Below are 26,965 nucleotides of genomic sequence, written 5' to 3'. Positions count from 1 at the left end.
TCAATCGCCGCCATTGCCAAAGATCGCTGTCGAGTCTGGTGTCGAGGGCGTTCAGAGGCATTTTGTGCGCGAAAAGAGCCCAGGCTTAACGGGCCGGGAGAGACGTAACGGTTATTCTGGTAAGGGGTTACGTACCGCGGTTTCGGGTCGTTGCATGCGAGTCGCGGGATATCGCCGGCCAGTCACGCCGCTTCCTTGTCGATGATTTCCGGCACCAGTATAATCTCACCCTGCCGCCGGAACCCTGAGACGGCGGATTACGGGCACCGATTTTGCACAGCTGCGGTGATGATCGCCCTGGGTGTGCGACAATTCGGAAACGCCGTGACTGCGGTGAAGTCGCGGATCAATGAAAAGCGCCCGCGATTCTCGGAATAAGACGAGGGCCGGACGGCCAGCGATCTTCCCCAATGATGACTTCTCGGTCCTTGTGCAAAGCGTGCAAGGGGGCGAGCGCGCAAAATCTCCCTCTGGGATGGGGGAGAATAATGAAATGGAAGTGTCTTGAATTTTTTACGCTGAGACTCAGCTGTGCGGGTACTGGTCCATGAGAATGGCCGGGACCCTCAGCGAGGCTCGTCGCCGGGCGGACTGACCGCTGCGGCATCGGTGAGACATCGCAAATTCGCGCATGACGCGCCGGTTGGTTTCAGCAATTTAACGGAAATAGAGTTCTATCAGAAAGAGAGGCCGTCGTGGCTGCAGTAAAAGTTGGAATTAACGGTTTTGGTCGGATCGGGCGGATTGTGTTTCGTGAGTTGGCTTCACGGCCCGAGGAATTCGATGTCGTCGCGATCAACGATCTGGGCGATCCGCAAAAATTGGCCTGGTTGCTGAAATACGACAGCGTGCAAGGCCGATTCCCCGGCACGGTTGAGTGCGACGGGCAGTCGCTGATCGTCAACGGCAACAAAGTGCTGATTTGCAGCGAACGGGATCCGCGGAATTTGCCGTGGAAAAAAGAAGGTGTCGAAGTCGCCTTGGAATCGACCGGATTTTTCACCAATCGCCAAACGGCTGAAAAACCAGGTTTCGATAGCCATCTGGAAGCTGGTGCCCGCAAGGTGATCATTTCCGCGCCGTGCAAAGACGCGCCGGATTTGACCTGCGTGCTTGGTGTGAACGACGATCAACTTTCGTCGGAACATGACTGCGTCTCGAACGCCAGTTGCACGACGAACTGCTTGGCCCCGATGGTCAAGGTGCTGCACGAAAACTTCGGCGTTTCCGAAGGTCTGATGACGACCGTGCACGCTTATACCAACGACCAACGCGTTTCGGATCAGTTGCACGCCGACCCGTTGCGGGCACGTGCGGCGGCGATCAATATCATTCCCACGACCACCGGTGCCGCCAAAGCAGTCGGCATTGTGCTGCCGGCGATGAAGGGCAAATTGACCGGCCTGAGCCTGCGGGTGCCTGTGCCGGCCGGAAGTGTGACCGACTTGGTTGCCACGTTGGACAAAAAAGCCTCTAAAGAGGACATCAACGCGGCCATGAAAGCTGCTGCCGAAGGCCCGCTGAAAGGGATCATGGAATACAACACCGATCCCATCGTCTCCAGCGACATCGTCGGCAACCGTCACAGCAGCATTTTTGATGCAAGCTGGACGACCGAATTGGGCGGAAACATGGTCAAGGTGCTGTCCTGGTACGACAACGAGACTGGCTACTCTTGCCGGACTTCGGACCTGATTGCCAAGATTGCGAAACTGTAGTCGAAACGTCCGCGGCTGCGATTTGCCGCGGGTTTCGCCGAATTTCTTGCGGCACGGAGGATGAGATGCAAAACTCCTTCGTGTCGCAAGTCTTTTTATATGAGTCGGTTACGCGGGTTTTTCGTTGGTCGGCGGGTGCGGATTGGCGATTTCGCTGGACGTCAGGCGTAACAACAGTCAGAATACCCGATTCTGAAGTCCTGCTGGTCGGTGCGGTTGGTCCGCGTTCAAGTGGCGGAAAATCGCGACAGCATTTTCATTACATATCTGGAGGCAGACTCTCTCCTGGATTTCAAGTTTCTGGCTAGGAGAGACACTATCCGTCACGCCGTAGACACGTTGCGAGAAGATGCCGACAAAACGGGAACTTCTGGGTGTCCATGCGGCGGCCAATGACTTGAGTCGCATCCAACTCGAAACCTCCTGTTGATGAGGACCGGTTTGCACCGTCTGTGCCCGACCGCGTAATTGCCCCAGAATTCGCTCTGACCCGATTGCTTGACGCAGAGCTTGATGATCCCACGGATTGATCGAATAATTGATTGATATGACTCGCAGAACTACCTTTCTCAACTTGCTCAAAAGCGCCCCGCTGATTGCGCCGTCGATGTTGAAATGTGACTTTGGCAACCTGCACCGCGAGGTGGAGCTGTTGGAGTCGGCGAATGTCCCATTGTTGCATTTGGATGTAATGGATGGGCATTTCGTTCCCAACCTGTCTTATGGCCCGATGGTCATAAAGCGGCTGCGCGAATTGACTGAGTTGCCATTCGATGCCCATTTAATGATTTCCGACCCGGAGCGGTATTTGGATGACTATATTGCTGCCGGTTGCGACTCCATCACGATTCATATTGAAGCGGTTCCGGAACCGGTTGCGTTGTTGCAGCGGATTCGGGATGCGGGCGTCGCTGCCGGTTTGGCGCTGAATCCGGGTACGCCTGTTGAAAAAATCGCACCCGCTCTGGAGTCCTGTGACTTGGTGCTGGTGATGAGCGTGGAACCGGGGTTTGGCGGCCAGAAATTCATGCCGTCGGCACTGGACAAATTGCGGGAACTGTCATCGATGATTTCTACCGAGACGTTGTTGTCGGTGGATGGAGGAATTGGCCCGGATACGATTGGATCGACCGCCCAGGCGGGGGCCAAACTCTTTGTTGCAGGAAGTTCGATTTTTGATGCCAGTGATTATCGCGAAGCCGCGACTCAACTTTTTGATGCTGCGTCACAAGCCGCATCAGCGTCCCTTTGAGGAGTGAAACGTTCGTTCCATGTCAAAATCCCAAGCCGTGCTGATTCGTCCCGGCTGTACTGATTTCGACCAGCAAAACCGTATTCAAGGCACCTTGAATATTCCCCTCAATCAACAAGGGCAAGTTCAAGTGAGCCGGCTTGCCGAGGACTTGCGCGATATCCCGCTAAAGCGGATTTATTCTGCGCCGTGTGAACCTGCGCGCGAAACGGCCGAGAGCCTCAGCGCAGATTTGGGTGTGCCGGTTAAGGAACTGGACAGCCTCGCGAATTTGAATCAAGGCTTGTGGCAGGGCATGGTCGTCGACGATATTCGCCGCAAGCATCCCAAAGTCTTTAAGCAATGGCAGGAATCCCCCGAGACGATCTGTCCGCCCGAGGGCGAGGAGTTTACCGATGCCATGGTCCGCGTGGGTAAGGCGATTGACAAGATTCTGAAGCGCGACGTCAATTTTGCTATCATTGCCCCGGAACCGTTGGCATCGATGATTCGCTGGCATGTGTGCGGAGGCAAACTTCATACTGTCGAGCCCAGTGACAGTTGTCGGGATGATTGCCATTGGGAGATTTTGGAGACAAACGGAAAATCGGAAGCACCGCTCGAGAATGGCCAAGGAACACCGGCCAAGCCTGCGCGTGCGAAGACAAGCAATTGATAGTTGGACCAGCCCTCTGTTAAGTATTCATAGAGGGGCGGAATTGTCCGTTTTGAATAGAGCATGGATCACATGAACGACGATCAAACAAACATCGTCGCAGCTAGGAAACGCAAACCGATGAGTTCCGTCCCCGAACCGGATGAAACCGGCCGGAACGGACATTCCCACCGCCCAAAGCGGGGAGTGCCCGAAGGGCTGTGGTTGCAATGCGAAGGTTGCAGCGCCACCGTGTATCGCAAAACGGTCGATAGCCGGATGGGCGTCTGCCCGGAATGCGACTATCATTTTTACGTGCCGACCGCAGAGCGGATTCGTCAACTGTTGGACGAAGGCAGCTTTGAAGAATGGTTCGCGGAATTGCGACCCATGGACCCGCTGGGTTTTGCGGACCGCAAACCGTATGCGGAACGACTAAAGGCCGAGCAAGCCCGGACCGGCTTATCGGAAGCCTGTGTTGTCGGGCGGGGTTACATGCGTGGCCGACCGCTGGCGTTGGGTATCACCGATTCGGCGTTCATCATGGGAAGCATGGGCTCTGTGGTTGGTGAGAAATTGACCCGGACCATCGAACTGGCGACCGAGCGTGAACTGTCACTGGTCATTGTCAGCGGCTCTGGCGGCGGCGCGCGGATGCATGAGGGAATCTTATCGTTGATGCAAATGGGCAAAGTCTCAGCTGCGTTGGCGCGATTTCACGAAGCGGGGGGACTGTTTATTTCGGTGATGACCAATCCCACGATGGGGGGCGTGGCGGCCAGTTTCGCATCGTTGGGGGATGTCAATTTTGCCGAACCAAAAGCATTGATCGGTTTCGCCGGGCCCCGGGTCGTGGAGGCCACTGTCAAAGTCCCGCTGCCCCCGGGATTTCAAACCAGCGAGTTCATGTTGGAACATGGTTTTGTTGACCGTATCGTGGCCCGTGCGGATTTGCGCAGTGAAATCACCCGCGTCATTGACTATTGCGGGAAATGAGGCTGGCGGCTTTGCGGCATCAGGCTTGAGGGGCGTATTGCTTTCCTGGTCCTGGGTGTCGTTTCTAAGTCTCACGATCCGAGGTAGCCGCGCCCTCTAGGCAGCGGTATACTGGAGAGTCCGGATTCCACACATCACGGCTTTGCAAACATCCCCGGTCGTTGCCTTTGTTGAAACGAGCCACGCAACATGCTGCTCATCAAAAAAATCCTTGTTCCGCTAATCAAACGGGCGCGATTGAAGAAGGTCAATATTGACGCACGCTTCATCAAGGAGCGTAAGCTGGGACAAGGGAGCATGTCGGAAGTTTGGCGGGCTAAGGACAAATTGAGCGGCCGCGTGGTGGCGTTGAAAATCTTGGACTTAGAAAAAACGGCGCGACTCGAAGCGCGGTTTGAAGGGTTGGCCAAGCCCTGCGAAGGGGAAGTCGCTATGAAATTGCGACACCCGCACATCGTTCGCACTTTAGAGCACGGCATCACCACCAACAACGAACAGTATTTGGTGATGGAATACGTCAACGGTGTGAGCCTGACGTTGCCTGTTGCTCTGCAGAACGAATTGATGCAATCGCACCGTTTGACATTCATCGTTCAAATCGGGGAAGGGTTGGACTATTTTCACAAACAAGGTTGGATCCACCGCGATTTGTGTCCCCGCAACATACTGGTCGACCGGCAGAATTCCATCAAACTGATCGACTTTGGCCTGGTGGTTCCCAACACACCGCCATTTCGCGCTCCCGGCAATCGCACCGGTACCGCTAGTTATATGGCGCCGGAATTGATCAAGCGGATGCCGACTGACCAGCGGATCGATGTCTATTCGTATGCCGTGACCTGCTATGAAATGTATACCAAACAGTTGCCGCATGGTGTGGATCCGACATTGACGCTGGATATGATTGTGCAGCACATCAATCAAGCACCGATCGACATCCGTGAACTGGTGCCCGACATCGACGACCAAGTGGCCTCGACAATCATGACGGGACTCGCGGCAAAACCGGAAGATCGTTGGGATTCGGTGGGAGCGATGTTGCACCGACTGCGCGGAGCCCAGGAACGCTTGGAACCCGAGTCCGAGTATGAATACGTCGATGACGAAGCGGTAGGCGATGACGACGAATATGAGTACGAGTATGAAGATGACGACGATGGGGAATGGGAGTACGAATACGAGTAACGCCGGCTGAGTCTTGATTGTGGTGCCGGCGCCCCCAAACCAATAAAGTCGCCGACTGGAACTTCCCAACGTCAACGGATTGTCTCTCCCCCCTGTCTTCTTATGCATTCTCTCGCGAACTTGAATCCCGCCCAGCGGGAAGCAGTGACCACGCTTTCTGGTCCGCTCCTTGTGCTGGCCGGCGCCGGAACCGGAAAAACCCGCGTCATCACGCACCGCATGGTGCAGTTGATTCGTAAAGGGACGCCGCCCAAACAAATTCTTTCGGTGACGTTCACCAACAAAGCCGCGCGGGAAATGCTGGCGCGGACCAAAATTTTGCTGGGCGGCAAGGTCCGGCAGAAACCGGTGATCTCCACATTTCACTCGCTGTGCGTACGGATACTCCGCGAAGAAATTGAAGCGCTGGGCTATCCCAAGACGTTTACCATTTTTGATCGCAGCGATCAGGAATCGGCGGCGCGTTCGGCGCTGCGGCATATTCGCGTGGGCGATCAAGCGCTCAAACCGGGCGATTTGATATCACAAATCAGCCAATGGAAATCGGCCGGGGTGGCCGCCGATGATGCCGGCGAGGTTGCGGAAAACGACAAGGAATTCTTGGCAGCGATGGCTTTTCGCCGCTATCAGCAAAATCTCCGCGCCGCCGGCGGGGTGGATTTCGATGACCTGCTGCTGTTAACGCGTCAACTGTTTCGCGAACACCCGGAGACCTTAAAGCGGCAGCGCGAGCGGTTTACGCATGTGCAGATCGACGAGTATCAAGACACGAACGGCATCCAATTCGATTTGGTCGAAGCACTGGTCCGCGAACATCGCAATCTGTGCGTGGTGGGGGACGACGATCAATCCATTTATGGTTGGCGGGGAGCCGAGGTCAAACATATCCTCGGTTTTCACCACACGTTTCCCGGCGCCAAGGTGATTCGGCTGGAAGACAACTATCGTTGTACGGACAAGATCATCGCGCTGGCCAATGAGTTGGTTCAGCACAATCGCGGACGACACAAAAAAACGCTCGTGGCACACAAGCAATCGCCGCATCCGGTGCGATTTCAAAAATATGATTCCGAGGTGGGTGAAGCTGAACAGACGGTCCAGGAGATTCAATACATCATCAACGAGATGAACGTCCCGGCAGGGGACTTTGCGATCCTGTTCCGCACCAACGAACAACCGCGACTGTTCGAAACAGAATTGCGACGACGACAAATGCCTTATTTGCTGTTGGGGACGCAATCGTTTTTTGATCGTCGCGAGATTCGTGATTTGTTGTCCTACTTAAAAGTCCTTTCGCAACCGACCGACGAAATTTCATTGCGGCGGATCATCAACACACCGACGCGGGGCATCGGCGCCGGGACCGTCGAAAAATTAGTCGCCCGCGCCGTGAAGGCAGGCAGTAGCCTGTGGGATGTGCTTCCCGCCGCCGATTCAGCGGGAGAGTTACCGCACAAGGCGGCGCAGGCCATTGATGCGTTTCGAGGATTGATGGATCGCAACCGTCGCCGCTTCCAGTCCAACTCGCACGGTCTGGGAGAATGCGTGCGGCAACTGATCGATGATATCGACTACGAACGCGAAATCGAACGGCTGTATAAAGAACCGACGCAACGCTCGATGCGGATGGCCATGCTTGAGGAGTTGGTCGAAGCAGTCGAGCAGTATGAAGGACAAGCGGACAAGCCCTCGCTGCAGGAGTTTCTGGAAGAGACAGCGCTCAATGGCCGCGATGTGGAGAGTGACAAAGAGTCGCAAGTTTCCAAAGACGCCGTCAAGCTGATGACGTTGCACAGTGCCAAGGGATTGGAGTTTCCCCGCGTGTATCTGGTCGGATTAGAAGAAGGGATTTTACCGCACAAACGGTCGGTGGAGGGGACCGAAGCCAACATCGAAGAAGAGCGGCGTTTGGCATACGTGGGCATCACCCGCGCCTGCGATCACCTCACCCTCAGCCGCGCCGCCCGCCGCACCAAATGGGGCAAACCCCGGACGACATTACCGTCGCGATTTTTGTTCGAGATGTTCGGCGAAAAACCGCCGGCTGCGGTTGTTGAGGGGGATGACGAATGACTTTACGGTTCTCAAGCTTTGGCTCTGCCGGGGGGGGCGAGCGCGACTGGTCTGTAACTCTTTGAGCCTGCGGTGGGAGACCTGCGGTCAGGCCAAGTGCGGGGTCGGGAGACCCGCGCACAACTCAATCGGGAGACCCGAGTGCAACTCAATCGGGAGACCCGAGTGCAACTCGGCGGGAGACCCGCGTGCATCTCAGTTGGGAGACTCTCGCATAACTCGACGGCTAATTTGCACACCACAGACTCGATGATTGCAATGGCACTGCGGGAAGCGCAAAGCCCGGTTCACCGGGCGCCCCGCGTAGCGGTATTAGCCCCGTCGTTTACGGCGGGGTCGTAGGGGGAAATTTGTTTGGAGCTTGAGCCTTGTTTACGAGGCTTCTCGTTGGTCGGCTTGAGCCTGGCGAGTGATGGCTAAAGCCTTGACGGCGAGAACCCCCGTAAAACGGGGGTCAAATTCGTGGGCGTCATGAACCTACACCCCGTCGTAAACGACGGGGCTATGACACGCATCCGCGTGACAAGTCCCGTGAACGGGACTGACCCAGCGTCGGCCGTGGCTGCTATGTTTCAATCTCAAAGCCGGGGCGTTTGTCGCGGCTGACGAAACTTTGTGCTTGTTTGTCGTTGAGGACTTTTTCGGCTCGCGGGTCCCATTGGATTTTGCGTCCCAGTCGGGCGGCGATTCCCGCGAGATGGCAGGTTGTTAGGCCGCGGTGATGGCTGAAGACGTCGGAGACGGGTTGTTTACGATCGGCGACTGCTTCGAAGAAGTTGCGGAAGTGGTCGGTCAGCGGGCGGCCTTTGTAGACCTGTTCCAGTGCCCCTTCGGGCAGTGGGTTGGTGGCGAGGTCTTCGACCGGTTTGCCGGCCAGTCGGCCGCGATTGATGAAAATACGGCCTTCGGTTCCTTCGAATAAGATGCCGTTGTCCAAATCGTGCCGGATGGTCAACTCCATGCCGTCGGCGTAAGCGGCTTTGATCAAAAACTCCGTGGCGGTGTTGTACTGATTGTCGGCGGTCGGATATCCATCCTTGAACGGCACGGGATGTTTGACCATCACCGGATCAATGGAGATGGGACCCGTCTTGGTTTTGTCCATGGCCCAGGTGGCGATGTCGACGTGGTGCGCGCCCCAGTCGGTCAGCTTGCCGCCGGAGTACTCGTACCACCAACGAAATTCGTAATGGGACCGCGACCAGCTTTGGGTTTCGCCATTGGGACCGGCTAAGCTACGGTAGGCGACCTCAGGAGCGGGGCCGAGCCATTGATTCCAGTCGAGCTGTTTTGGTGCATCGACTGCGGGAATTTCTGGGCTCGTGGGGCCGCCGCCGATGCTGCAGGTGACCTGTTTGAGTTCTCCGATCCGTCCATCACGAATGATGGCGATGGCTTTGAGGAACTTTTCGTCGCTGCGTTGTTGTGTGCCGACTTGCACAATTTGGCCCGTGCGGCGGCAGACGTCGCACATTTGCCGGCCTTCGTCGATGGTCAGTGTCATCGGCTTTTCGCAATAGACGTCCTTGCCGGAGAGCATCGCTTCGATAGCGATTTTTGCATGCCAGTGGTCGGGCGTGGAGATATGGACAATGTCGATATCGTCGCGATCAATAATCGCCCGGTAATCGGCGACGACATCCGGCGCGGCTCCGTTCCACTCCTTAACGAGACCTGCTGCGCGTTCGCGGCGGTCGGTGTCGGCATCGCAGACGGCGACAATGTCGCCATACTTGGGGAACTGTTTGCCCGAACCGTACGTGCCGTCCAATCCGGTCGCGCGATGGTCCCAACGGCTCCCGGTGCCGACAGCGGCGATTCGCGGACGCGCGTTTGCGCTTTCAAAACCTGATGCGCGGCCGGCCAGCCCCGTCCAGACGGCGATGCCCGCCCAGGCGGAGGTATGTTGCAGGAAACGGCGACGGTTGAGGGAATTGTGGGCCATGGTTTCGCTCCTACTGTGAAAGACTTACGTAAGGTGGGGCACAGCGATTTTAAGCCACTTCCCCTTGTTTTCTTCGGAGCAACTGCCGGTTATAGAACGCGATGGTTTCCTTGCGGCGCAACATCCCCAGCAGTTTACCCGGCTCTTCGGCGTCGAAGACCGGGAGTTCGTCGAGATTTACCGAAGTAAATCGCTGCAAGGCGGTGTTCAGATCGTCGTTCGGTTTCACGCTGACGATTTTGGTCGTCATGATGTCCTCGGCGATTGCCAGGTTCCAGATGGTCTCGTCGTAGAGATACGTCCGCACATCGCGGGCGGAGAAGATACCTACGACCCGGTCTTGCTCATTGACGACGGGAAAATACGATTCGTGCGTTTCAGCCAACAGGTGCACGATTTGGTCGAGGGTCATCGATTCAGGGACACAGGTCACCGGGCGACCTGGGACAAACACATCACTGACGTGAATGCCTTCGAGCACGTCGACAATAAAATCGCCGCGGTGCGCGGGGGATTCCATCCGGCTGGGGGCCTGTTTTTGATACAAGGTCCAGCGGCGGCAAAACAGAAAGCAGAGCGTAGAGACCCACATGGCCGGCAACAGCAATTGATAATTGCCGGTCATCTCCGAGACCATAATGATTGTGGAGATCGGCGCATGCGCAGCTCCGGCAAAGAACCCGGCCATGCCGACGATCGTATACGCCTGCGGGTGGTGAACAATGTCGGGTGAGTATTCATGAAAGAATTGTCCGACTGCCGATCCAATCGAGCCGCCGATGACCATCGAGGGACCAAAGACACCCCCCGATCCACCGGAACTGATCGTGCAGGAGGTGGTCACGATTTTCCCGAAGGCAATTGCTAATAGGAGTGGGATGGCCATTGTCGTCTGGGACGCAACCGCGTGTTGAATCGCACCGTAACCTGTGGAGAGCACGGCGAGCGCCCGCACATCGCCGTCGAATCCGTAGAAGATTCCTAATCCGATCAGGCCGGCCAGCAAAGCTCCCAGCGCAGGGCGCAGCATGACTGGGATTGGAAGGCGATCGAAAATTTTATGGGTGCCGTAAAACACCTTGATATATAAAACCGCGACAAAGGACAGAATGATCGCCAACAGCGCATAGGGAATGAGTTCCAGCGTGGAACCAACTTCAAACTGTAAGTCTCGTCCAAATAACGGCGTGAAGCGATAATCAGGCGGCAGCGACAGGCTGTAGACGCTGTAGCCGATGATGGAAGAGATGGCCGCCGGAACGATAACGTCCGATTCGATTTCGGCATCTTTATAGAGGATTTCTCCAGCGAACAAAGCGCCGGCCAACGGAGCGCGAAAGATCGCACCGACGCCGGCTCCCATGCCCGCCGCTACCATGATTCGCCGGTCACGATCAGAAAGTTTTAACCGCGTGGCCAAATACGATCCAAAGCCTGCACCGATTTGGGCAATCGGCCCTTCTCGACCGCCTGATCCACCGGTCCCCAACGTGACGGCTGATGCGACGGTTTTGATGAAAGGGACGCGGGTTCGAATAACCCCTCGTTTTTCGTGGAACGCCTCAATGACCCCATCGGTCCCGTGGCCGGCAGCCTCTGGAGCAAATTTGAAGACCAGCCAACCGGAGACAAGTCCCCCTCCAGCCATTACCAGTAGCAGATGCCAAGGTGAAAACTCCGTGTGGGTATGTGGCAAAAAAGTGTACTCACCGACCGGTTCTAACGGCATGTATCCGGCAACGCCGTTGAGCGCCAGGGAGAGCACCAACTGGCTGAGGAACTGAAAGGCAATCGCTCCCAAACCGGCGACAATGCCAATCAAACCCGAGAGAAAGAACCATTTTCCTGTCGACTTGAGGTCAAAGGCCTTGAGGAGATTGTCAAACCGTCGTACGTATTCCATGGACAAAATAACCGACCGGGTGGTGCGAAAGAAAATGCGCGGGTGAGAGAGCCGAATCGGCATTCTATGCGATTCTCGCGCGCTTATCCATTGCACGGCAGAACCCCCAAATGCACGGCAGAATACCCCCAAACCGTGATTAGCTCCCGATTTCGCCACCGTCAGCCAGTCGAGTCGCTGTGCCCGTTCTCTTCGCCGCGAAACTCCTTGCGCAAATGCTCCGCCTTGCGTTCCAGGGCCAGTTGCTGGACTTGTACCTCGGCGAGGGCAGATTGAGTGTGCGTGCGAATGGCCCACCAATCTCCCATAGCCAATAACAGGACCCAAATAACCAACAGCAAGAGGAGGGTGAGCCAAATCACGAATGTGAGGAGATCTTTTCGATTAGCGACCACAATGTCGCCGACCAGCATGACCAGCCCAATTAACGTCAAAATCCCTGAAGTTTGTATGCGTCGGCGATGTTGCCTGCGAAAAAACTCCAAATCCTTATCCGAAATGTTCGGTTCTGATTGCTGGCGGATCCACACCACGCCATGGTGACGGATCAATATCAGCCCCAGCGTGATCAATCCACCTCCGGCGATCAAGATCGGAATGCCCACGGGGATGACTTTCTGGCGGCCAATAGATAGAGGGAACGACGTATTTCGACGCCGATCTTACCCGGTCAACCTCCAGGCAGGCAACCCTCGTCTCGCGCATCAACGAGGGTGCCCTGGACGTTGTGTTTCACCAATCAGCAGTTATGCCTTGGCCGTTTCGTTAACGTCTTGGCAGTGCAGTTGGCCGGTGTTGACATCGTACATTGCACCGACCACTGCTGCCTGACCGTTGCGGACTTGTTCGCTGATGGCCGGACTACGCTGTAAGATCGCATCTACCGAGTGTTGCACATTCCGCTCACTGACTTGATTGACGAACGCGATCTTGTCTTCTTCGGACGCTTGTTCGGCATTGAAGTGGGACAGGCCGTCGATGGAAGGCGATACCTCGTCGACAATATACTTGAGATGACTACAGCCAGCGTCATTGAATGAGAGGCCGCAGATGGCATCCACCGTCGCAGTAACCGCGCCGCAGTTGGTGTGGCCCATCACTAACACCAACGGAGCACGCGCGATGACACACCCGTATTCAATGCTCGCCAAGACTTCGGGGCTGATGACGTTGCCGGCCACGCGCACGACAAACACATCACCCACGCCAACGTCGAAAATCATCTCCACCGGTGCACGAGAATCCATGCAACTCACGACGACCGCCAATGGGTGCTGAGCGGTCGCCGTTGCATTGATCTGGCGAATCGTATGCCGCGTTAAGGTGTTTCCGGACCGGAACCGCTCGTTCCCGGCAATCAGCATTTCCAAGACCTGATCGGCGGTCAGGCGTTCCTGGAGTTCGTGCGTGGAGTAGTCAATGTATTGAATCTCATCCTCGAGAAAGTATCGATTCCGAAATCCTAACAGGCTGACACTGATCCCTCGCGCAGGTGCGGACGTATTTTTAAAATCGTGCAGCAATCCCAATACATCCGGATCGATGTAACTCGAATTGCGGGCATCGATCAGTACGCTGCCTCCTTGCGGAATTCCGTCGAGCGCCTGAACCAGTGAGGCCCGGTTTAAGAAACTGACTTGATTTGAGAGCTCAATCCGCAGCACCTCGCCGCCGACATGATTTTCAACAACGCGGCGCAAGGGACGTTTGACGTTGCTGTAGAGGATGAAACTCAGGCTGACTCCTAAGCCGATGAGAATTCCCACGAGCAAGTCTGTGAATACGATGGCCAGCACTGTAATTAAAAACGGCGTGAACTGATATTTGCCTTCCTTGTACATTTGCCGGAATAGCTCCGGGCTTGCCAATTTGAAACCTGTCACGAGTAGGATGGCCGCCAGGCAAGACAGTGGAATTTGGTTCAAGACCTGAGGCGCCAGACTCACACTAGCCAGCAGCAGACAGCCGTGGATAATCGCCGAGAGTTTGGTTTTTCCACCGGAGTTGATATTCACCGAGCTGCGGACGATGACCGAGGTCATGGGAATTCCCCCGATCAAGCCGGTCGTCATATTGCCCACACCTTGGGCGATCAATTCTCGACTGGGCGGGGATTGTCTCTGTTGGGGATCGAGACGATCGGTGGCTTCGAGATTGAGGACGGTTTCCAGCGAGGCGACGATCGCGATAGTCACCGCCGCGATATAGATCTGCGGATTTGACCAGGCAGAGAAATCTGGATGTGTCAGGAAGCTACTAAATTCGCTCAAGCTTTCAGCCACGGGGACCTGTACCAGATGCGTACTGCCAATCAGCCAACCTGCTCCCCAACCCCGGAACAGTTGTCCGAGTCCAAGACCGACCAGCACGACGATCAACGGGGCCGGCACGGGCGAGTTTTTGAGGAATTTGATCCGGCTCCAGGCAACCAATATGGCGACGGAGAGTATCCCGATCGATGCCGCACCAAGATGCCACTGGCCTTGGAACACCGACAACAGCTCGGTAAACGTATTCTCTTGGTCCGGTTGTGTGAAGGACATTTCTCCTTCGACATCATCGTCGTGGCCCAAGACGTGTGGAAACTGTTTGAGGATCAAGATGATGCCGATGGCTGTGAGCAGGCCTTTAATCACGCTGTTTGGTACAAACATGGCAATGGAGCCAGCGCGCGCCAGACCGGCCGCAACTTGCATCGCTCCGGCAATCATCACAGCCAACAGGAATGCTTCGAAGGATCCCAGCACTGCGATTTGGGCTGCGACAATTGCCGTCAGGCCGGCTGCGGGACCGCTGACGCTGGTATGCGAGCGACTCAGAAAACCAACGACGATTCCGCCGATGATTCCGGAGAGAACGCCGGAAAAAAGCGGAGCCTCGGAGGCCAGCGCGATTCCCAGGCACAATGGTAAGGCGACGATAAACACGACCACACTCGCGGTGAGGTCGTTCACAAGCGTTCCGGATTTTTTAGAGAGTTGTTCCGTCATGAGTCGTATGTTCCAAGAATCTCGGTGAAGAATGCGGCAATCATCGATAAGCCTATCAAGAACCCATTCCAGGCAGCCGAATTTCGTCCACGGGTCGGGACGAAATGGTGACGGTCCAGGGTTGATGTTAGCGTCTGATGAGTTTGGCTCATATTGCAAGCCGCGAAGCGCAGGTGCAATTTTTGCTGGGATTACAACACAATTTTTGCCGTGCTGAGCGAATCACTGGAGGCTGTATTGTCGAGTCGGTTGGCGCGCAAGAAGACATCAACGTTGTGCGTGTTGTAAGCGCGCTGCCTAAATCCGTAACGGCGCACTACAGCCATTGGAAAGCTGATGGCCATTAATTCCTGGACGTCGTCCTGCATGTGAGGCCGCCAAGCAGAGCCGTTTTGAGGTCTGAGGCGGGCGACCGACGGCATGACAGTAGCGGTTGTCTGCGCGGCGCCTTGTTGCAGAATAAGCGAGCAATTCTTCAGCAGCCGCTTCCCCATCGCTTTGACAGGGGCATTCCCTTTCAGCCGATTCCGCGTTTGTCGCCGAAAATAGCTGGAAAAACGGAACGGTGAATAGCTGCGAAAAAGGCAAAAATGTGAATACGCCCAGACAGACCCAGACGGTCAGAAACCGCGGCAATGGTAGCCGAGTCGTGTTTCCCGCACTGCCTAGCATCGAAACCTAATCCTCACGTATTTTCATTTTTCCAACCGTTTCCCGGACGGAAAACGAAACTGCTTCTGCAAGCAAATATAGAGAAGTCCTGCGGGAGTGTCAAAACCAAATTGCTGGCGGGATATGTGTGTCAATGGGTTTGTACACTAAGTCGTTCTGCCTATTTCAACGAACAAAGCTCGTACATAAAACGAGTCTGGTCGACAGACTTGGTTCAACGCGACAACCTGAAAGCATCATGTGTCCGCGAGTCAAAATAGAAGGAATACTAAGCTTATTCGGGCGCTCTGCTGCAGCGGCATGCTCGCATTCGCAGCCTACAACTATCGAAAGTGGCAACCCGTCGTCTGTTCCAGGGTTTATTCACAAAAATCTCAGCAGCAATTGTCGCGTGAGTAGAATAAGTTTGTTACAACGTCTTTTACTATCACCAACCAATTGTGGGGTGATCTCAAACTGCGAAACGTCTGGATTCTTTTTGGCTCGAAAAGGCGATGCGATGAGACTACTGGGGACCGGTCGTCAACTACGCTTGCATGTACCCCTGTCTCTTTTTCTTGCGCTGGGTGGATGTTCTCCAACAAAGCCTGAGGTTAAACCTGCAGCGCCGCCTGTGGTGCGGGTGAGCTCGCCACTTGAGCGACAAGTGACCGACTACGAGATATTCACCGCGCGCACGGCAGCCGTGCAGTCGGTCGACATCAATCCCCGCGTTTCCGGTTATCTGACAAAGATCAATTTCAAGGATGGCGACGTCGTTAAAAAGGGGGACGTCCTGTTTGAGATCGACGACCGGACCTATGCGGCACAGCTCGCACAAGCGAAAGCCAGCCTAGAGTTTTCCAAGGCCAGCCTGATTGAAAGTCAGGCGGAATACGACATTGGTCTGTCCGTCCAAAAGAAAAATAAAGGGGCGATCAGCGAACAGGAACTGACCCGCCGGCTCGGCGCTCGTGATGAATCGCAAGCGTCGGTCGACAAATCCAAAGCCAATCTTGCCTTGGCACAACTCTATTTTGATTGGTGCAAGGTCACCTCTCCCATTGATGGGCGGTTGGGGCGGCACATGGTTGACGAGGGGAATCTGGTCACGGAAAACGTCACTACGTTGGTCAACGTGGTTTCGGTCAAGCCGATTTGGGCCTATTTCAACGTCGATCAAAACACGGCGGAACGCTACGAGCAGTTGGTTACCGATGGCAAACTGAAATCAGCCCGCTCCGGAAAAATTCCCGTGCAGATGGCCGTCGGGGCAGATACCGAATTTTCACTCGATGGCTTCGTCGATTTTATCGGCAATCAACTCGACGCCAGTACCGGATCGATTCAGTTACGCGCCGTTTTTAAGAATGAGGATGAGCGACTCGTTTCCGGGTTGTTCACACGGATCCGCATTCCTACGTCGCCGCCTCATGAAGCGTTGCTTGTGACCGATGCGGCCATCGGCACGAATCAGGGGCAACGCTACGTGCTCGTGGTGAATGAAAAGCAGGAAGTGGAATACCGCATTGTTGATGTTGGGCAAATGCACAACGGATTGCGGGCGATCAAACCTTATCGGACCGTCTCCGATACTGGTCCTGATGGTCAAGTCGTCCAGAAGCAAGTGGAGGTTCTCAAACCCACGGATCAAGTCATTGTCGAAGGTTTGCTCCGCGCCAAGCCGGGTATCAAAGTGGATCCACAAACCGTCGATATGTTGACCCTCTTACGCACTCCCCAATCGGTTCCCCAAGCGGCGAAGACACAGTCGAGCGACAAATAACGGCCAACGGCAATCGAATGCAATTTGAGCAATAGCGGGTTTTAGCGGCGTTCGTGCCCGCGTACAAAGAACGGGGACGCCTACAACAGAACCACGCAAACGTGCCGCCGGCACTCGAATCTCCACAAACTGCGTCCCTGCCGCTTTGCCGGGGTTTAAATAAATATGTCCCGTTTTTTTATTGATCGTCCCAACTTCGCCTGGGTGCTCTCGATTATCATCGTGATTGCCGGTGGGGTCTGCTATCAGACATTGCCCACGGCGCAGTACCCGCCGATTGTGCCTCCCACCATTCAGGTGATAGCGGTTTATCCCGGCGGAAATGCGCAGACCGTTGCCGATTCGGTCGCCGAACCGATCGAAGCGCAGGTGAACGGCGTGGAAGGCATGATCTATATGTCCTCCACCTCCACCAACAACGGACAATACAACCTGATTGTCAGCTTCGAGGTCGGAACCGACGTCAATACGGCGCTGATGCTGGTGCAGACGCGCGTCCAGTTGGCGCTGGCGCAACTGCCGGTCAGCGTGCAAGAGCAGGGGGTGAGCGTCAAGTTGAAATCGGCCAATATGCTATTGGCGATCAATCTGATTTCACCGGACGACCGCTACGATTCGCTCTATCTCAGCAACTACGCGCAGATCAATGTCTTTGACCCGATCTCCCGCGTGCCGGGTGTCGGGATGGCGAAGTTTTTGGGGGAACGCTCCTATAGCATGCGGGCCTGGCTCGAACCGCAAAAACTTGCCGCACTCGATATGACTGCCGGCGATGTGGTCGATGCAATCCGCCAACAAAACGTCGATGTTGCGGCGGGAAATATCGGCCAGGAACCGGTTCCGCCCGGGCAGGAATTTCAATTGGTGCTCAACACTGTGGGCCGCTTGAGCACCGTGGAGCAGTTTGAAAAGATCGTCGTCAAAGTCGGCACCGGCGGAAAGTTGGTCTATTTGAGGGATGTCGCCCGCGTGGAATTGGGTTCACAAAATTCGGACCTCAGTTGCACGCTGACCGTTCGGAAAGATGAAAAACTGGTGCAGTACCCGTCGGTCGCCTTGGGGGTCTACACGACTCCCACAGCCAACGCATTGGCCACCGGCGATGCCGTCAAAGCCAAGATGGAGGAATTGAAGGCGCAATTCCCACAAGGCGTCGATTACGTCATCGCCTATGACACGACCCCCTTTATTCGTGATTCGGTCAATGACGTGATCAACACGATTTATATCGCTGCCGGGCTGGTGATCGTGGTGATCTTGGTGTTTCTGCAAGATTGGCGGGCCATGCTGCTGCCGATGATCGATATTGTTGTCGCGTTGATCGGCACCTTCATGGTCATGAAAATGCTTGGCTTCTCGTTGAACAATCTCTCGCTGTTCGGGTTGGTGTTGGCCGTGGGGATTGTGGTGGACGACTCGATTGTCGTCGTCGAAAATATCGAACGGTGGATGGGAGAAGGTCTGCCGGCGCGGGAAGCGACGCTGAAGGCGATGGCTGAAATCACCGGCCCAGTGTTCGGCATCAGTTTGGTCTTGGCCTCGGTTTTCATTCCGACCGCCTTTGTCCCCGGACTCGTCGGCGAGTTTTATCGGCAATTCGCGTTGACAATCGCTACCGCTGCGCTCTTCTCGGCGACCAACGCGCTCACGATGGCTCCGGCTCGCGCTGTCGCTTGGATCAAACCGCATGGTGGGGAAAACGCAGTCGAACGAGAAGCCTTGCCGCGCGCCGGCATTGCTGTCTTGTTCGGCGTGTTGAGTTACTATCTCCTGCAAAACTGGGCTGCTGATTTCGTGCCGCCGACCGACGACGAATACATGCGCTGGGCAGTGTCCGCCGCTCTGTTTTTACCCGGAGCCGTGGTCGGCTGGTTGATCGGCCCATTGTTGAATCGCATTTTGGCGGTCATTTTTGGGGCGTTTAATAAAGTCTTTGACCTATTCACGAATGGCTACACGCGTCTCGTGGGATTGTCGTTGCGGCTGTGCATCATCGTGCTCATCATCTATGCGGGGTTGTTGGGGCTGACCGGTTATGGGCTGAAGACCGCTCCGAAAGGCTTTATCCCGGCGCAGGATCAAGGATACGTGCTGGTGAATGTCGTGCTGCCCGATTCGGCTTCGGTGCAGCGGACAGAAGCCGCGATGAAAAAGCTGGAAGAAATTGCGCTGGACACTCCTGGCGTCGAATCAGCGATGTCAGTCTCGGGATTTTCCGTCGTCCTGGCGTGCGATGCCTCGAACTGGGGCACCATTTTTGTGATTCTCGACGAGTTCAAAGATCGCACCACGCCCGACACGCAGGCCATGGGAATCATTAAGGCCTTGAACGAGCGGTATCACAAAGAGGTCATCAATTGTCAGGCAAGGGTTCTGGGCGCTCCGCCGGTCCCGGGATTGGGCGGAGCGGGCGGGCTGCAGATTCAAATTGAAGACCGGACGGGACAAGGTTTGCAGGAGCTGCAAGATGTCACCGAATCGATCGTCTCACAAGCCCATGCGCAGCCCGAAATCGGCATGATGCTCTCGACGTTTAAAGCCGACTCCCCGCAATTGGCTGTCGACATCGACCGCGAAGCCGTCATGCAAATGGGCGTGAAACTGCAAGATGTGAATGAGACGCTCAGCGCCAACATGGGCTCGATGTACGTCAACCAATTCAACCGCTTCGGCCGCATTTGGCAGGTGAATGTCGAAGCTGAGGGAAAGTTTCGCACGAATCCTGAGAACCTCAAACTGCTACAGGTCCGCAATTCGCAAGGGGACATGGTTCCGTTGGGCGCATTGATCAACGTCCACTATGTCAATGGGCCGACGTTCGTGATGCGCTATAACGACGTCAATTCGTCCTCCTTAATTTTCGGACCCGGACCTGGTGAGAGCGCCGGCCAAGCGATGGCCAAGATGGAGCAAATTTGCGCGCCCGACAATTTGCCGGGAGGCTTTGGCTATGCATGGACGGGAATCGCCTACCAATCCGTCACCGCTTCGAATACTGGAAGCCTGATCTTTGCGCTCTCGCTGGTGTTGGTGTTTTTGGTGCTGGTGGCACTTTATGAAAGTTGGTCGTTGCCGGTGGGGATCGTGCTTGTCGTGCCGATGTGCTTGCTCAGTTCGGTGGCTGGATTAGTGTGGATTGCGCACAAACCGGTCGACATTTTTGCCCAGATCGGTTTCATCGTCTTAATTGCGATGGCCGCTAAGAATGCGATTCTGATCGTGGAGTACGCCGTCGATCAACGCGCCGAAGGACTCGGTCGACGTGAAGCGACATTGCTAGCCTGCAAATTGCGACTGCGTCCGATTCTGATGACGTCGTTCGCCTTCGTGTTCGGCGTGCTGCCTTTGATGATCGCGACGGGTGCCGGGTGGGAAATGCGGCGGTCCCTGGGGACGGCGGTCTTCAGCGGCATGATCGGCGTGACGTTCTTCGGTGTCTTTTTAACGCCGGTGTTTTATTACGTCATCAGTTGGTTTGCCGAACGAAAATCCCCGCCGCCCACGAAATCCGCCGAGAACGATGCTCAACCGGACAGTCCGCCTCCCGCGTCGGATTCAGTCACTTAAGCGAGTTCGCGTCACAACCGGGCACGATGCCTTGACCGCCATAACAACGCTCCCCCGGACCGCATTGATACCACGGCAGACACAAGGGACGTATGAATCGTGGGCAAGGTTTGGGGCAGTAGTCGTCCACGCAGCCCGGTCTGGTGCAGGAGATACAAGGCAGCGGCTTGCCGCAATAGTCGTCGACACAACCGCGGCAATTTGGCGAAATGCAGGGGAGTGGCTTGGAGCAATAGTCGTCACAACAGCCGCCCATCGCGCTCTGGCAAGGTTGGCAGGTGGGTCGGCGCGACGCATGGCTGATGTCGAAGTGAAACCAACGACCGGCGTCAGCGCACGCCGTGGCGATCAGCATCAAGCTGAGGGTCACCGAGGATATCCGGATCCAACGTCCCATGGGACGACTCCTATCAGTAGTTTCAAAACCCTCTGACGCATCTCACCGACACTAAAATGTAAGCGTCTGGAACAAGCGCAACCGGGTTTTGAAACTGGTTCTAAGCAGAGCGGAGGGTTATTCACTTTGCGGAATCACAACCAGTCCAGGTTCTTCAAGTGACGGGAGTTCGTCCCCTGTTACGTCATCGTCGACGGGGGCTGGGGCAGGGGGGACTGCCGGGACGGCCGTTTCAATCGGCATCATAAACTCAGCTTCCGATTGCAATCGAATCTGCCATCCCCCACCCAGCGAACGATAAACCTGGATCAGGCCCTGAGCGATTGCGCCTTGCGCATCGGCCAACGATTGTTGCCGAGTGACCAGTCTCTCTTGGATTACAACGACGCGGTTATAATCCGTTAAGCCACCTTTGTACTGTGCGAATGCTTCATGAAAGGCGGCGGTTTCGGCTCTGACGGCCCGAGCCGCATCTTCGGCCTGATTCTTTGAGCGGAGAAACGAAACCAGACCATTCTCGACTTCGACACCGGCATTGAGAACCGTATTTTGGTAGTTGGCAATCAATTCCTGGAAGCGGGCATCTTGGACGCGGACATTGTTTGCGATGCGACCATAATTAAGGATGGCCCATTGGAACGATGGTCCGATCGATCCTAAAAACGCCTCGCGGTCCAAGGCATCCCCGACATGCTCTGCGGACCAGCCCAATGTGCCGTTGAGGCTGATTTGCGGATAGAAGTCGGTTTCGGCAATCCCGATCTCTTCGGATTGTGCCGCTGTCAATCGCTCGGCACGACGGACGTCCGGGCGACGATGGATCAAGTCGGCGGGGATTCCCACCACGACTTGTTCGGGCGCGGTTGGGATGGGACCTTCACCCAGCATCTCAGAGAGATCGGTCGGCGGCATGCCCATCAGTATACACAACTGGTTGGTCGCTTGACGCAGGTCGATCTGCAACTGTTCGATTAATGCTTCGGTGCTTGAGACGTCGCTTTGCCCCTGATAGACGTCAACTTCGGTCGTCTCGCCCCCTTCGTATTTGGCGGTGGCGATTTCCAAACTCTGTTTTTGCAATTTCAATGATTGCTCAGCCAGGGCGATTTGTTCTTGAATCGTGCGAATCTGCACGTAGCTGGTTGCCACATCGCCGACTAAGGTCACGATTGCCGCATCGTAATGTTCCACGGAGGCATCGAGCACACTTTCAGAGGCTTCGATCGCTCGGCGAAAACGGCCCCAGAAATCGAGTTCCCACGCCAACCCGAAACCGTAATTCCATTGGCTGAACCAACGCTCGGGTGTTGCGAAGCGGTTAGCGACACCCAGGCTGACCCCCTCGCGTTGATAGCTCCCCTCCATCACCTGCGTTTGCGGGAAGAATTCCCCGATCGCGATTCCCAGGCGAGCCCGTGAACGAAGCACTCGAAAACCCGCCTCGCGGACGGTCAAGTTCTGCTCGTAAGCGGTCTGGATCAGCCCATTGAGGACCGGATCGTTGAACACTGTCCACCAGGCGCTATCGTCTGTGGCGTCGCTGCTGACGCGCTCATCATGGGCGTCGATCCAATGCGTGGCAACCGGTGCCGGCGGCCGCTTGTAGTCCGGTCCCACCTCAAAACCATTGCTGATGTATTCTCCCAAGGGAGTACAACCGCAGCACAGGCAGAGCAACGCCAATCGCAAGGTCCGGCCGACGTGGACGCGCTTGCCCGATTTCTGAACTTTATCAGTAGTCAGCGAGGGAAGGTCCGGGTGACGATTCCGCGGCATCTTTTTCGGCTTGTGCTGCGTGCTCATATCACCCGCCACCCTGATAAATTCGTTGGCAACCCTGCAATCTCGAATCGCCATGACCAGCGCGGTGCGTTCAATCTGCACGTTTGAGCAACCGCCAACCGTCGTTCAAGCATTAGCGCAATGACCCCGGCAACTACTGCCGTAAGTCCCTCGGTAGTATCGACAGAAGCGTTAAGGTTTATCCAGGCAAAATAACCCGGACCATACGCGCGGTGAGCGGTTATGATTTGGGATAAGAACGCTGGTCAACTCATCAGACGAGACAAGAAAATGCCCCAGCGATTCCACAAGCAGCCGCAAAGCAAGCGGCCGCACCACCAACGCACCCAGAAACCGCCCTTTGCTAGAGTTGATCGACAGCGCAAAGCCTGCCCCGATCAACAAAGTACACCCGGCGGGACTCGAACCCACGGCCTACGGTTTAGGAAACCGTCGCTCTATCCAGCTGAGCTACGGGTGCGGAATTGGGCGTCGTTGTGTTGGGACGCCGGAAATGGGCCGGTTCTTGCGTGAGCATTACGGCCAACAGGCGAAATTTTATCAATCAATGGCCAGCCAAACCAGCCAGCAGTGGCGGGAACTATCTGGGTGGTTCTCTGATTTATGACACGTGGCGACCGTTCTGAGTTCGTGACTTCGAGAAAGCTGTGGATTTCCTCAAATGCCTTGACTGTTGATTTTTCCAAAGAGTCGCATGGTCCAATGATTGCGATCGGCAATCTGGCAGTTGGCGAACCGGTTTGCTAAATTGGAGTCATCTTCTACGATCACATGTACGAGCGGCGTTACGATCCCGCTCTCCCCGTTGTGACGAACTCTCGAAAGCAATTCAATGACCACGTCAACACCTGCCACCGCTAATGTTCCCGATGCCCAGGGGCGATTTGGCGAATTTGGCCGGCGATTTGTCCCAGAAACGTTGATGCAGGCTCTGGAGCAGCTCGAACAGGAATACGAATCGGCCATCAGTGATGCGTCCTTCAAGGCCGAATTGGATGACCTGTTGCGGCACTTCGTCGGACGGCCCAATCCGCTGTATTTTGCTCGGCGGTTGACCGAGCATTGCGGCGGCGCGCGGATTTTCCTCAAACGCGAGGATTTGAATCACACCGGTGCTCACAAAATCAACAATACGCTCGGCCAGGTGTTGCTCACAAAGCGGATGGGCAAGACGCGGGTGATTGCCGAAACCGGCGCCGGCCAACATGGTGTCGCCACCGCCACAGCGTGTGCGCTGTTCGGTCTGCCTTGCGTGGTCTACATGGGCGAGGAGGATGTGCGGCGACAAAAATTGAACGTGTTCAATATGCAAACGATGGGGACCGAGGTCCGTCCGGTGTGCAGCGGATCGCGCACACTCCGCGATGCCATTAACGAAGCGATGCGGGACTGGATGGCTAGTGTGGCGGACACGCATTACATCTTAGGTTCGGTTGTCGGTCCGCACCCGTTTCCCCGCATGGTCCGCGATTTTCAATCGGTCATTGGTCGCGAAACCAAACAGCAATGCCTCGAACAAATCGGCCGACTGCCTGATGAGGTGATCGCCTGCGTGGGAGGCGGTTCCAACTCGGCGGGCATGTTTTATCCGTTTGTAGAAGATCGTGACGTAAAACTCACCGGCGTGGAACCGGGAGGTCGCGGACCCAATCCCGGCGATCATGCCTCGACACTCAGCTACGGTGAAAAAGGGGTGTTGCACGGCAGTTACAGCTATGTGTTGCAAGATGCGGATGGACAAACCGACGACGTGCATTCCATTTCCGCCGGACTGGATTATCCCGGCGTCGGTCCCGAGCATAGTTATTGGAAAGACACAGGGCGCGTACAATACGGCCCTGTCAGTGACGATGAAGCTCTGGACGCCTTCGGCACGTTGGCCCGCTTGGAGGGCATTCTCCCGGCGCTGGAAAGCTCGCATGCCATCGCGCAGGTCATCAAAACAGCCGGTGCGCGCAAGCCGGATGACGTTGTCGTCGTCTGCCTCTCGGGTCGCGGCGACAAGGACGTCTACGAAGTCGCACAGTTGATGGGCAAAGACCTGTAGGATGCGTCGCGATGCAACTTTCTATTCGGCACGGCTTGGTTGGAGCCTCGCCCTTCCGGTCACGTTTTTATTTATAACATCCACTATTCGACTCATATTGAAACATCAGATTCCATGGCTACGATTAACGAAAATTATTCCAAGCTCGCTGCTGGATACCTCTTTCCTGAAATTGGACGTCGCGTCTCGGCATTCACGCAGGAGAATCCCGATGCCAATGTGATTCGTCTGGGCATTGGTGATGTGACCGAACCGCTGCCGGCGGCATGTGTGGCGGCGATGCATAAGGCGGTCGATGATATGTCGGTGCGGGATTCGTTCCGCGGGTATGGGCCGGAGCAGGGTTATGAGTTCCTCCGCACGGCGATCGTTGAACACGCATTCAAACCGCGCGGTGTGGAAATCGCCGCTGATGAAGTCTTCATTTCCGACGGTTCTAAATGTGATACCGGAAATATCCTGGACATCTTTGGCGCGGACAACACCGTCGCCGTGATGGATCCGGTCTATCCGGTGTATGTCGACACCAATGTGATGGCGGGGCGGACCGGCGCCGCTGGCAAGGATGGCCGTTATGAGGGATTGGTGTACGTGCCCGTTACCGCGGAGAACGATTTCGTGCCGAGTCTACCGGATGAGCCGGTGGATTTGATCTACCTGTGTTATCCCAACAATCCCACAGGGACGGTCGCTTCGCGAGAGACGCTCAAGCAATGGGTCGATTATGCCCGCGCGCACGATGCGATCATCTTTTTTGATGCTGCCTACGAAGCCTACATCACCGATCCGGAGATTCCGCATTCGATCTATGAGATCGAAGGGGCTCGCGACGTGGCCATCGAGTTTCGTAGCTTCAGTAAGAACGCCGGATTTACGGGGACGCGCTGTGCGTACACGGTCATTCCCAAGGAACTGACCGGAAAAACATCCACCGGCGAAGACCAGCCGATTCATCCGTTGTGGAATCGCCGACACTGCACCAAGTTCAACGGGGTTTCCTATCCGATTCAGCGCGCGGCCGAAGCGGTCTTTACGCCGGAAGGCCAACAACAGATCAATGAGCTGATTCAGTTTTACCTCACCAATGCTGGGTTGATTCGTGAAGGTCTGGAGTCCGCGGGGATCACGGTGTACGGTGGGGTGAATGCGCCTTACGTCTGGCTGAAGACTCCCGGCGGGGCGGGAAGCTGGGACTTCTTCGACCAACTGCTGTCCAAAGGACATCTGGTTGGCACGCCCGGCAGCGGATTTGGTGCCGCCGGCGAAGGCTACTTCCGCCTCAGCGCGTTTAACAGCCGCGAAAACATCGAACAGGCAGTCGAACGGTTTCAACGCGTGGTGGGCTGATGCGGCGGTTGCGTATCAATCGGGTAGATCGTGCACCAGTCGCACGAGATCGACGACAGTATCGACCTTCATTTTTTCCAGCACATGCGCGCGGTGAATGTCGGCCGTTTTGGGGCTGATGTTGAGGTCGTACGCGATTTGTTTTGTGCGGCGGCCAGCGACGAGTAGCTCCATCACCTGAGTTTCTCGCGGCGTCAACGATCGCAACCGTGCTTCGGTCGCTGACGCGCGGACTGCCTCCATGCGTTGCCGCTGATCCAGCCGAATTGCTTGTTGCACGCGTTCCAGCAACAACTCGTCGTTGAACGGCTTTTCCAGGAAATCGACCGCGCCCCCTTTGACCGCCTTGACCACATTGGGAACATCGGCGTATCCAGAAATTACGATGGTCGGCAGCAAGATACGCCGCGCGTTGAGTTCTTTCTGCAGTTCCAGTCCCGTCATGTGATCCATGCAGACATCGAGAATCAAGCAACCTGGACGGCCGGGGTCGTATTCGCGTAAGAACGTTTCTGCGTTGCCGAAACATTCTGCCTGAAGACCGGCGGACCGCAGGAGTCGGTCCAGCGATTTGCGCATGCCTGGTTCGTCATCGACGACAAACACGGTCGGCTTGATGCTGGTAGTATTCAAGATATTTCCTCGATTGGAAGTGAACAACATGCCGGATT

At 55.8% G+C, this 26,965-nt stretch carries 18 protein-coding genes and 1 tRNA gene; 10 read left to right on the top strand and 9 right to left on the bottom strand.

The genetic code is table 11. From position 1 onward, the window contains the following. Nucleotides 1–695: 695 nt before the first annotated feature. The 6 genes from gap (at nt 696) to Mal52_RS28195 (ending at nt 7,858) form a co-directional block, all read left to right on the top strand. Entirely contained in the window at nt 696–1,718 is a 1,023-nt protein-coding gene (gene gap, locus Mal52_RS28220; protein WP_145380242.1) for a type I glyceraldehyde-3-phosphate dehydrogenase, read from the top strand. A 547-nt stretch (nt 1,719–2,265) separates the two neighbouring features. Next, the gene (gene rpe / locus Mal52_RS28215) at nt 2,266–2,970 is read left to right on the top strand and encodes a ribulose-phosphate 3-epimerase (protein ID WP_145380241.1); all 705 of its coding nucleotides are present in this window, start codon (nt 2,266–2,268) and stop codon (nt 2,968–2,970) included. A 19-nt stretch (nt 2,971–2,989) separates the two neighbouring features. Continuing rightward, a complete protein-coding gene (locus Mal52_RS28210; protein ID WP_145380240.1) occupies nt 2,990–3,625 on the top strand; it encodes a histidine phosphatase family protein in 636 nt (211 codons plus the stop codon). A gap of 120 nt (nt 3,626–3,745) precedes the next feature. Then, on the top strand, nt 3,746–4,600 hold the full coding sequence (gene accD, locus Mal52_RS28205; protein WP_145380814.1) for an acetyl-CoA carboxylase, carboxyltransferase subunit beta: 855 nt from the start codon (nt 3,746–3,748) through the stop codon (nt 4,598–4,600). Nucleotides 4,601–4,789: 189 nt separating this feature from the next. Next, on the top strand, nt 4,790–5,785 hold the full coding sequence (locus tag Mal52_RS28200; protein WP_145380239.1) for a serine/threonine protein kinase: 996 nt from the start codon (nt 4,790–4,792) through the stop codon (nt 5,783–5,785). Nucleotides 5,786–5,887: 102 nt separating this feature from the next. Then, on the top strand, nt 5,888–7,858 hold the full coding sequence (locus tag Mal52_RS28195) for an ATP-dependent helicase (protein ID WP_145380238.1): 1,971 nt from the start codon (nt 5,888–5,890) through the stop codon (nt 7,856–7,858). Between the two features lie 565 nt (nt 7,859–8,423). Here Mal52_RS28195 and Mal52_RS28190 read toward each other — a convergent pair. The 5 genes from Mal52_RS28190 to Mal52_RS30035 all read right to left on the bottom strand — a co-directional run bounded on the left by Mal52_RS28190 (nt 8,424) and on the right by Mal52_RS30035 (nt 15,064). Further along, on the bottom strand, nt 8,424–9,803 hold the full coding sequence (locus tag Mal52_RS28190; protein ID WP_145380237.1) for a Gfo/Idh/MocA family protein: 1,380 nt from the start codon (nt 9,801–9,803) through the stop codon (nt 8,424–8,426). Nucleotides 9,804–9,852: 49 nt separating this feature from the next. Next, nucleotides 9,853–11,706, bottom strand: a complete 1,854-nt coding sequence (locus tag Mal52_RS28185; RefSeq protein WP_145380236.1) for a chloride channel protein — start codon at nt 11,704–11,706, stop codon at nt 9,853–9,855. Nucleotides 11,707–11,867: 161 nt separating this feature from the next. Next, nucleotides 11,868–12,311, bottom strand: a complete 444-nt coding sequence (locus Mal52_RS28180) for a hypothetical protein (protein WP_145380235.1) — start codon at nt 12,309–12,311, stop codon at nt 11,868–11,870. 141 nt (nt 12,312–12,452) lie between these two features. Then, entirely contained in the window at nt 12,453–14,696 is a 2,244-nt protein-coding gene (locus Mal52_RS28175) for a bifunctional SulP family inorganic anion transporter/carbonic anhydrase (protein WP_145380234.1), read from the bottom strand. 191 nt (nt 14,697–14,887) lie between these two features. Further along, complete coding sequence (locus tag Mal52_RS30035) at nt 14,888–15,064, bottom strand: hypothetical protein (RefSeq protein ID WP_197534528.1); 177 nt, start codon at nt 15,062–15,064, stop codon at nt 14,888–14,890. Between the two features lie 926 nt (nt 15,065–15,990). Here Mal52_RS30035 and Mal52_RS28170 point away from each other — a divergent pair. Together Mal52_RS28170 and Mal52_RS28165 are read left to right on the top strand one after the other, a co-directional pair. Next, complete coding sequence (locus Mal52_RS28170) at nt 15,991–17,133, top strand: efflux RND transporter periplasmic adaptor subunit (RefSeq protein WP_197534527.1); 1,143 nt, start codon at nt 15,991–15,993, stop codon at nt 17,131–17,133. Nucleotides 17,134–17,298: 165 nt separating this feature from the next. Further along, nucleotides 17,299–20,700, top strand: coding sequence for an efflux RND transporter permease subunit (locus Mal52_RS28165; protein WP_145380232.1), 3,402 nt, complete (start codon nt 17,299–17,301; stop codon nt 20,698–20,700). Here Mal52_RS28165 and Mal52_RS28160 read toward each other — a convergent pair. The 3 genes from Mal52_RS28160 to Mal52_RS28150 all read right to left on the bottom strand — a co-directional run bounded on the left by Mal52_RS28160 (nt 20,693) and on the right by Mal52_RS28150 (nt 23,360). Beyond that, on the bottom strand, nt 20,693–21,097 hold the full coding sequence (locus Mal52_RS28160) for a hypothetical protein (RefSeq protein WP_145380231.1): 405 nt from the start codon (nt 21,095–21,097) through the stop codon (nt 20,693–20,695). The two genes, Mal52_RS28165 and Mal52_RS28160, sit on opposite strands and share 8 nt — an antisense overlap. A 117-nt stretch (nt 21,098–21,214) precedes the next feature. Continuing rightward, a complete protein-coding gene (locus Mal52_RS28155) occupies nt 21,215–22,900 on the bottom strand; it encodes an efflux transporter outer membrane subunit (protein WP_197534526.1) in 1,686 nt (561 codons plus the stop codon). 386 nt (nt 22,901–23,286) lie between these two features. Next, nucleotides 23,287–23,360 (bottom strand) — tRNA-Arg (locus tag Mal52_RS28150). A 372-nt stretch (nt 23,361–23,732) separates the two neighbouring features. Between Mal52_RS28150 and trpB the strand changes: the two genes are divergently transcribed. Both trpB and Mal52_RS28140 read left to right on the top strand, forming a co-directional pair. Continuing rightward, the gene (gene trpB / locus Mal52_RS28145) at nt 23,733–24,947 is read left to right on the top strand and encodes a tryptophan synthase subunit beta (RefSeq protein ID WP_145380229.1); all 1,215 of its coding nucleotides are present in this window, start codon (nt 23,733–23,735) and stop codon (nt 24,945–24,947) included. Nucleotides 24,948–25,061: 114 nt separating this feature from the next. Continuing rightward, on the top strand, nt 25,062–26,294 hold the full coding sequence (locus Mal52_RS28140) for an LL-diaminopimelate aminotransferase (protein WP_145380228.1): 1,233 nt from the start codon (nt 25,062–25,064) through the stop codon (nt 26,292–26,294). A 15-nt stretch (nt 26,295–26,309) separates the two neighbouring features. Here the strand turns inward: Mal52_RS28140 and Mal52_RS28135 are convergent, their stop codons facing one another. Further along, entirely contained in the window at nt 26,310–26,927 is a 618-nt protein-coding gene (locus Mal52_RS28135) for a response regulator transcription factor (RefSeq protein WP_197533545.1), read from the bottom strand. Nucleotides 26,928–26,965: the final 38 nt, after the last annotated feature.

This window comes from Symmachiella dynata, from assembly GCF_007747995.1.
Classification (GTDB): domain Bacteria; phylum Planctomycetota; class Planctomycetia; order Planctomycetales; family Planctomycetaceae; genus Symmachiella; species Symmachiella dynata.
The sequence above is the reverse complement of the archived record's forward strand: the minus strand, read 5'-3'. Positions and strand labels throughout refer to the sequence as shown.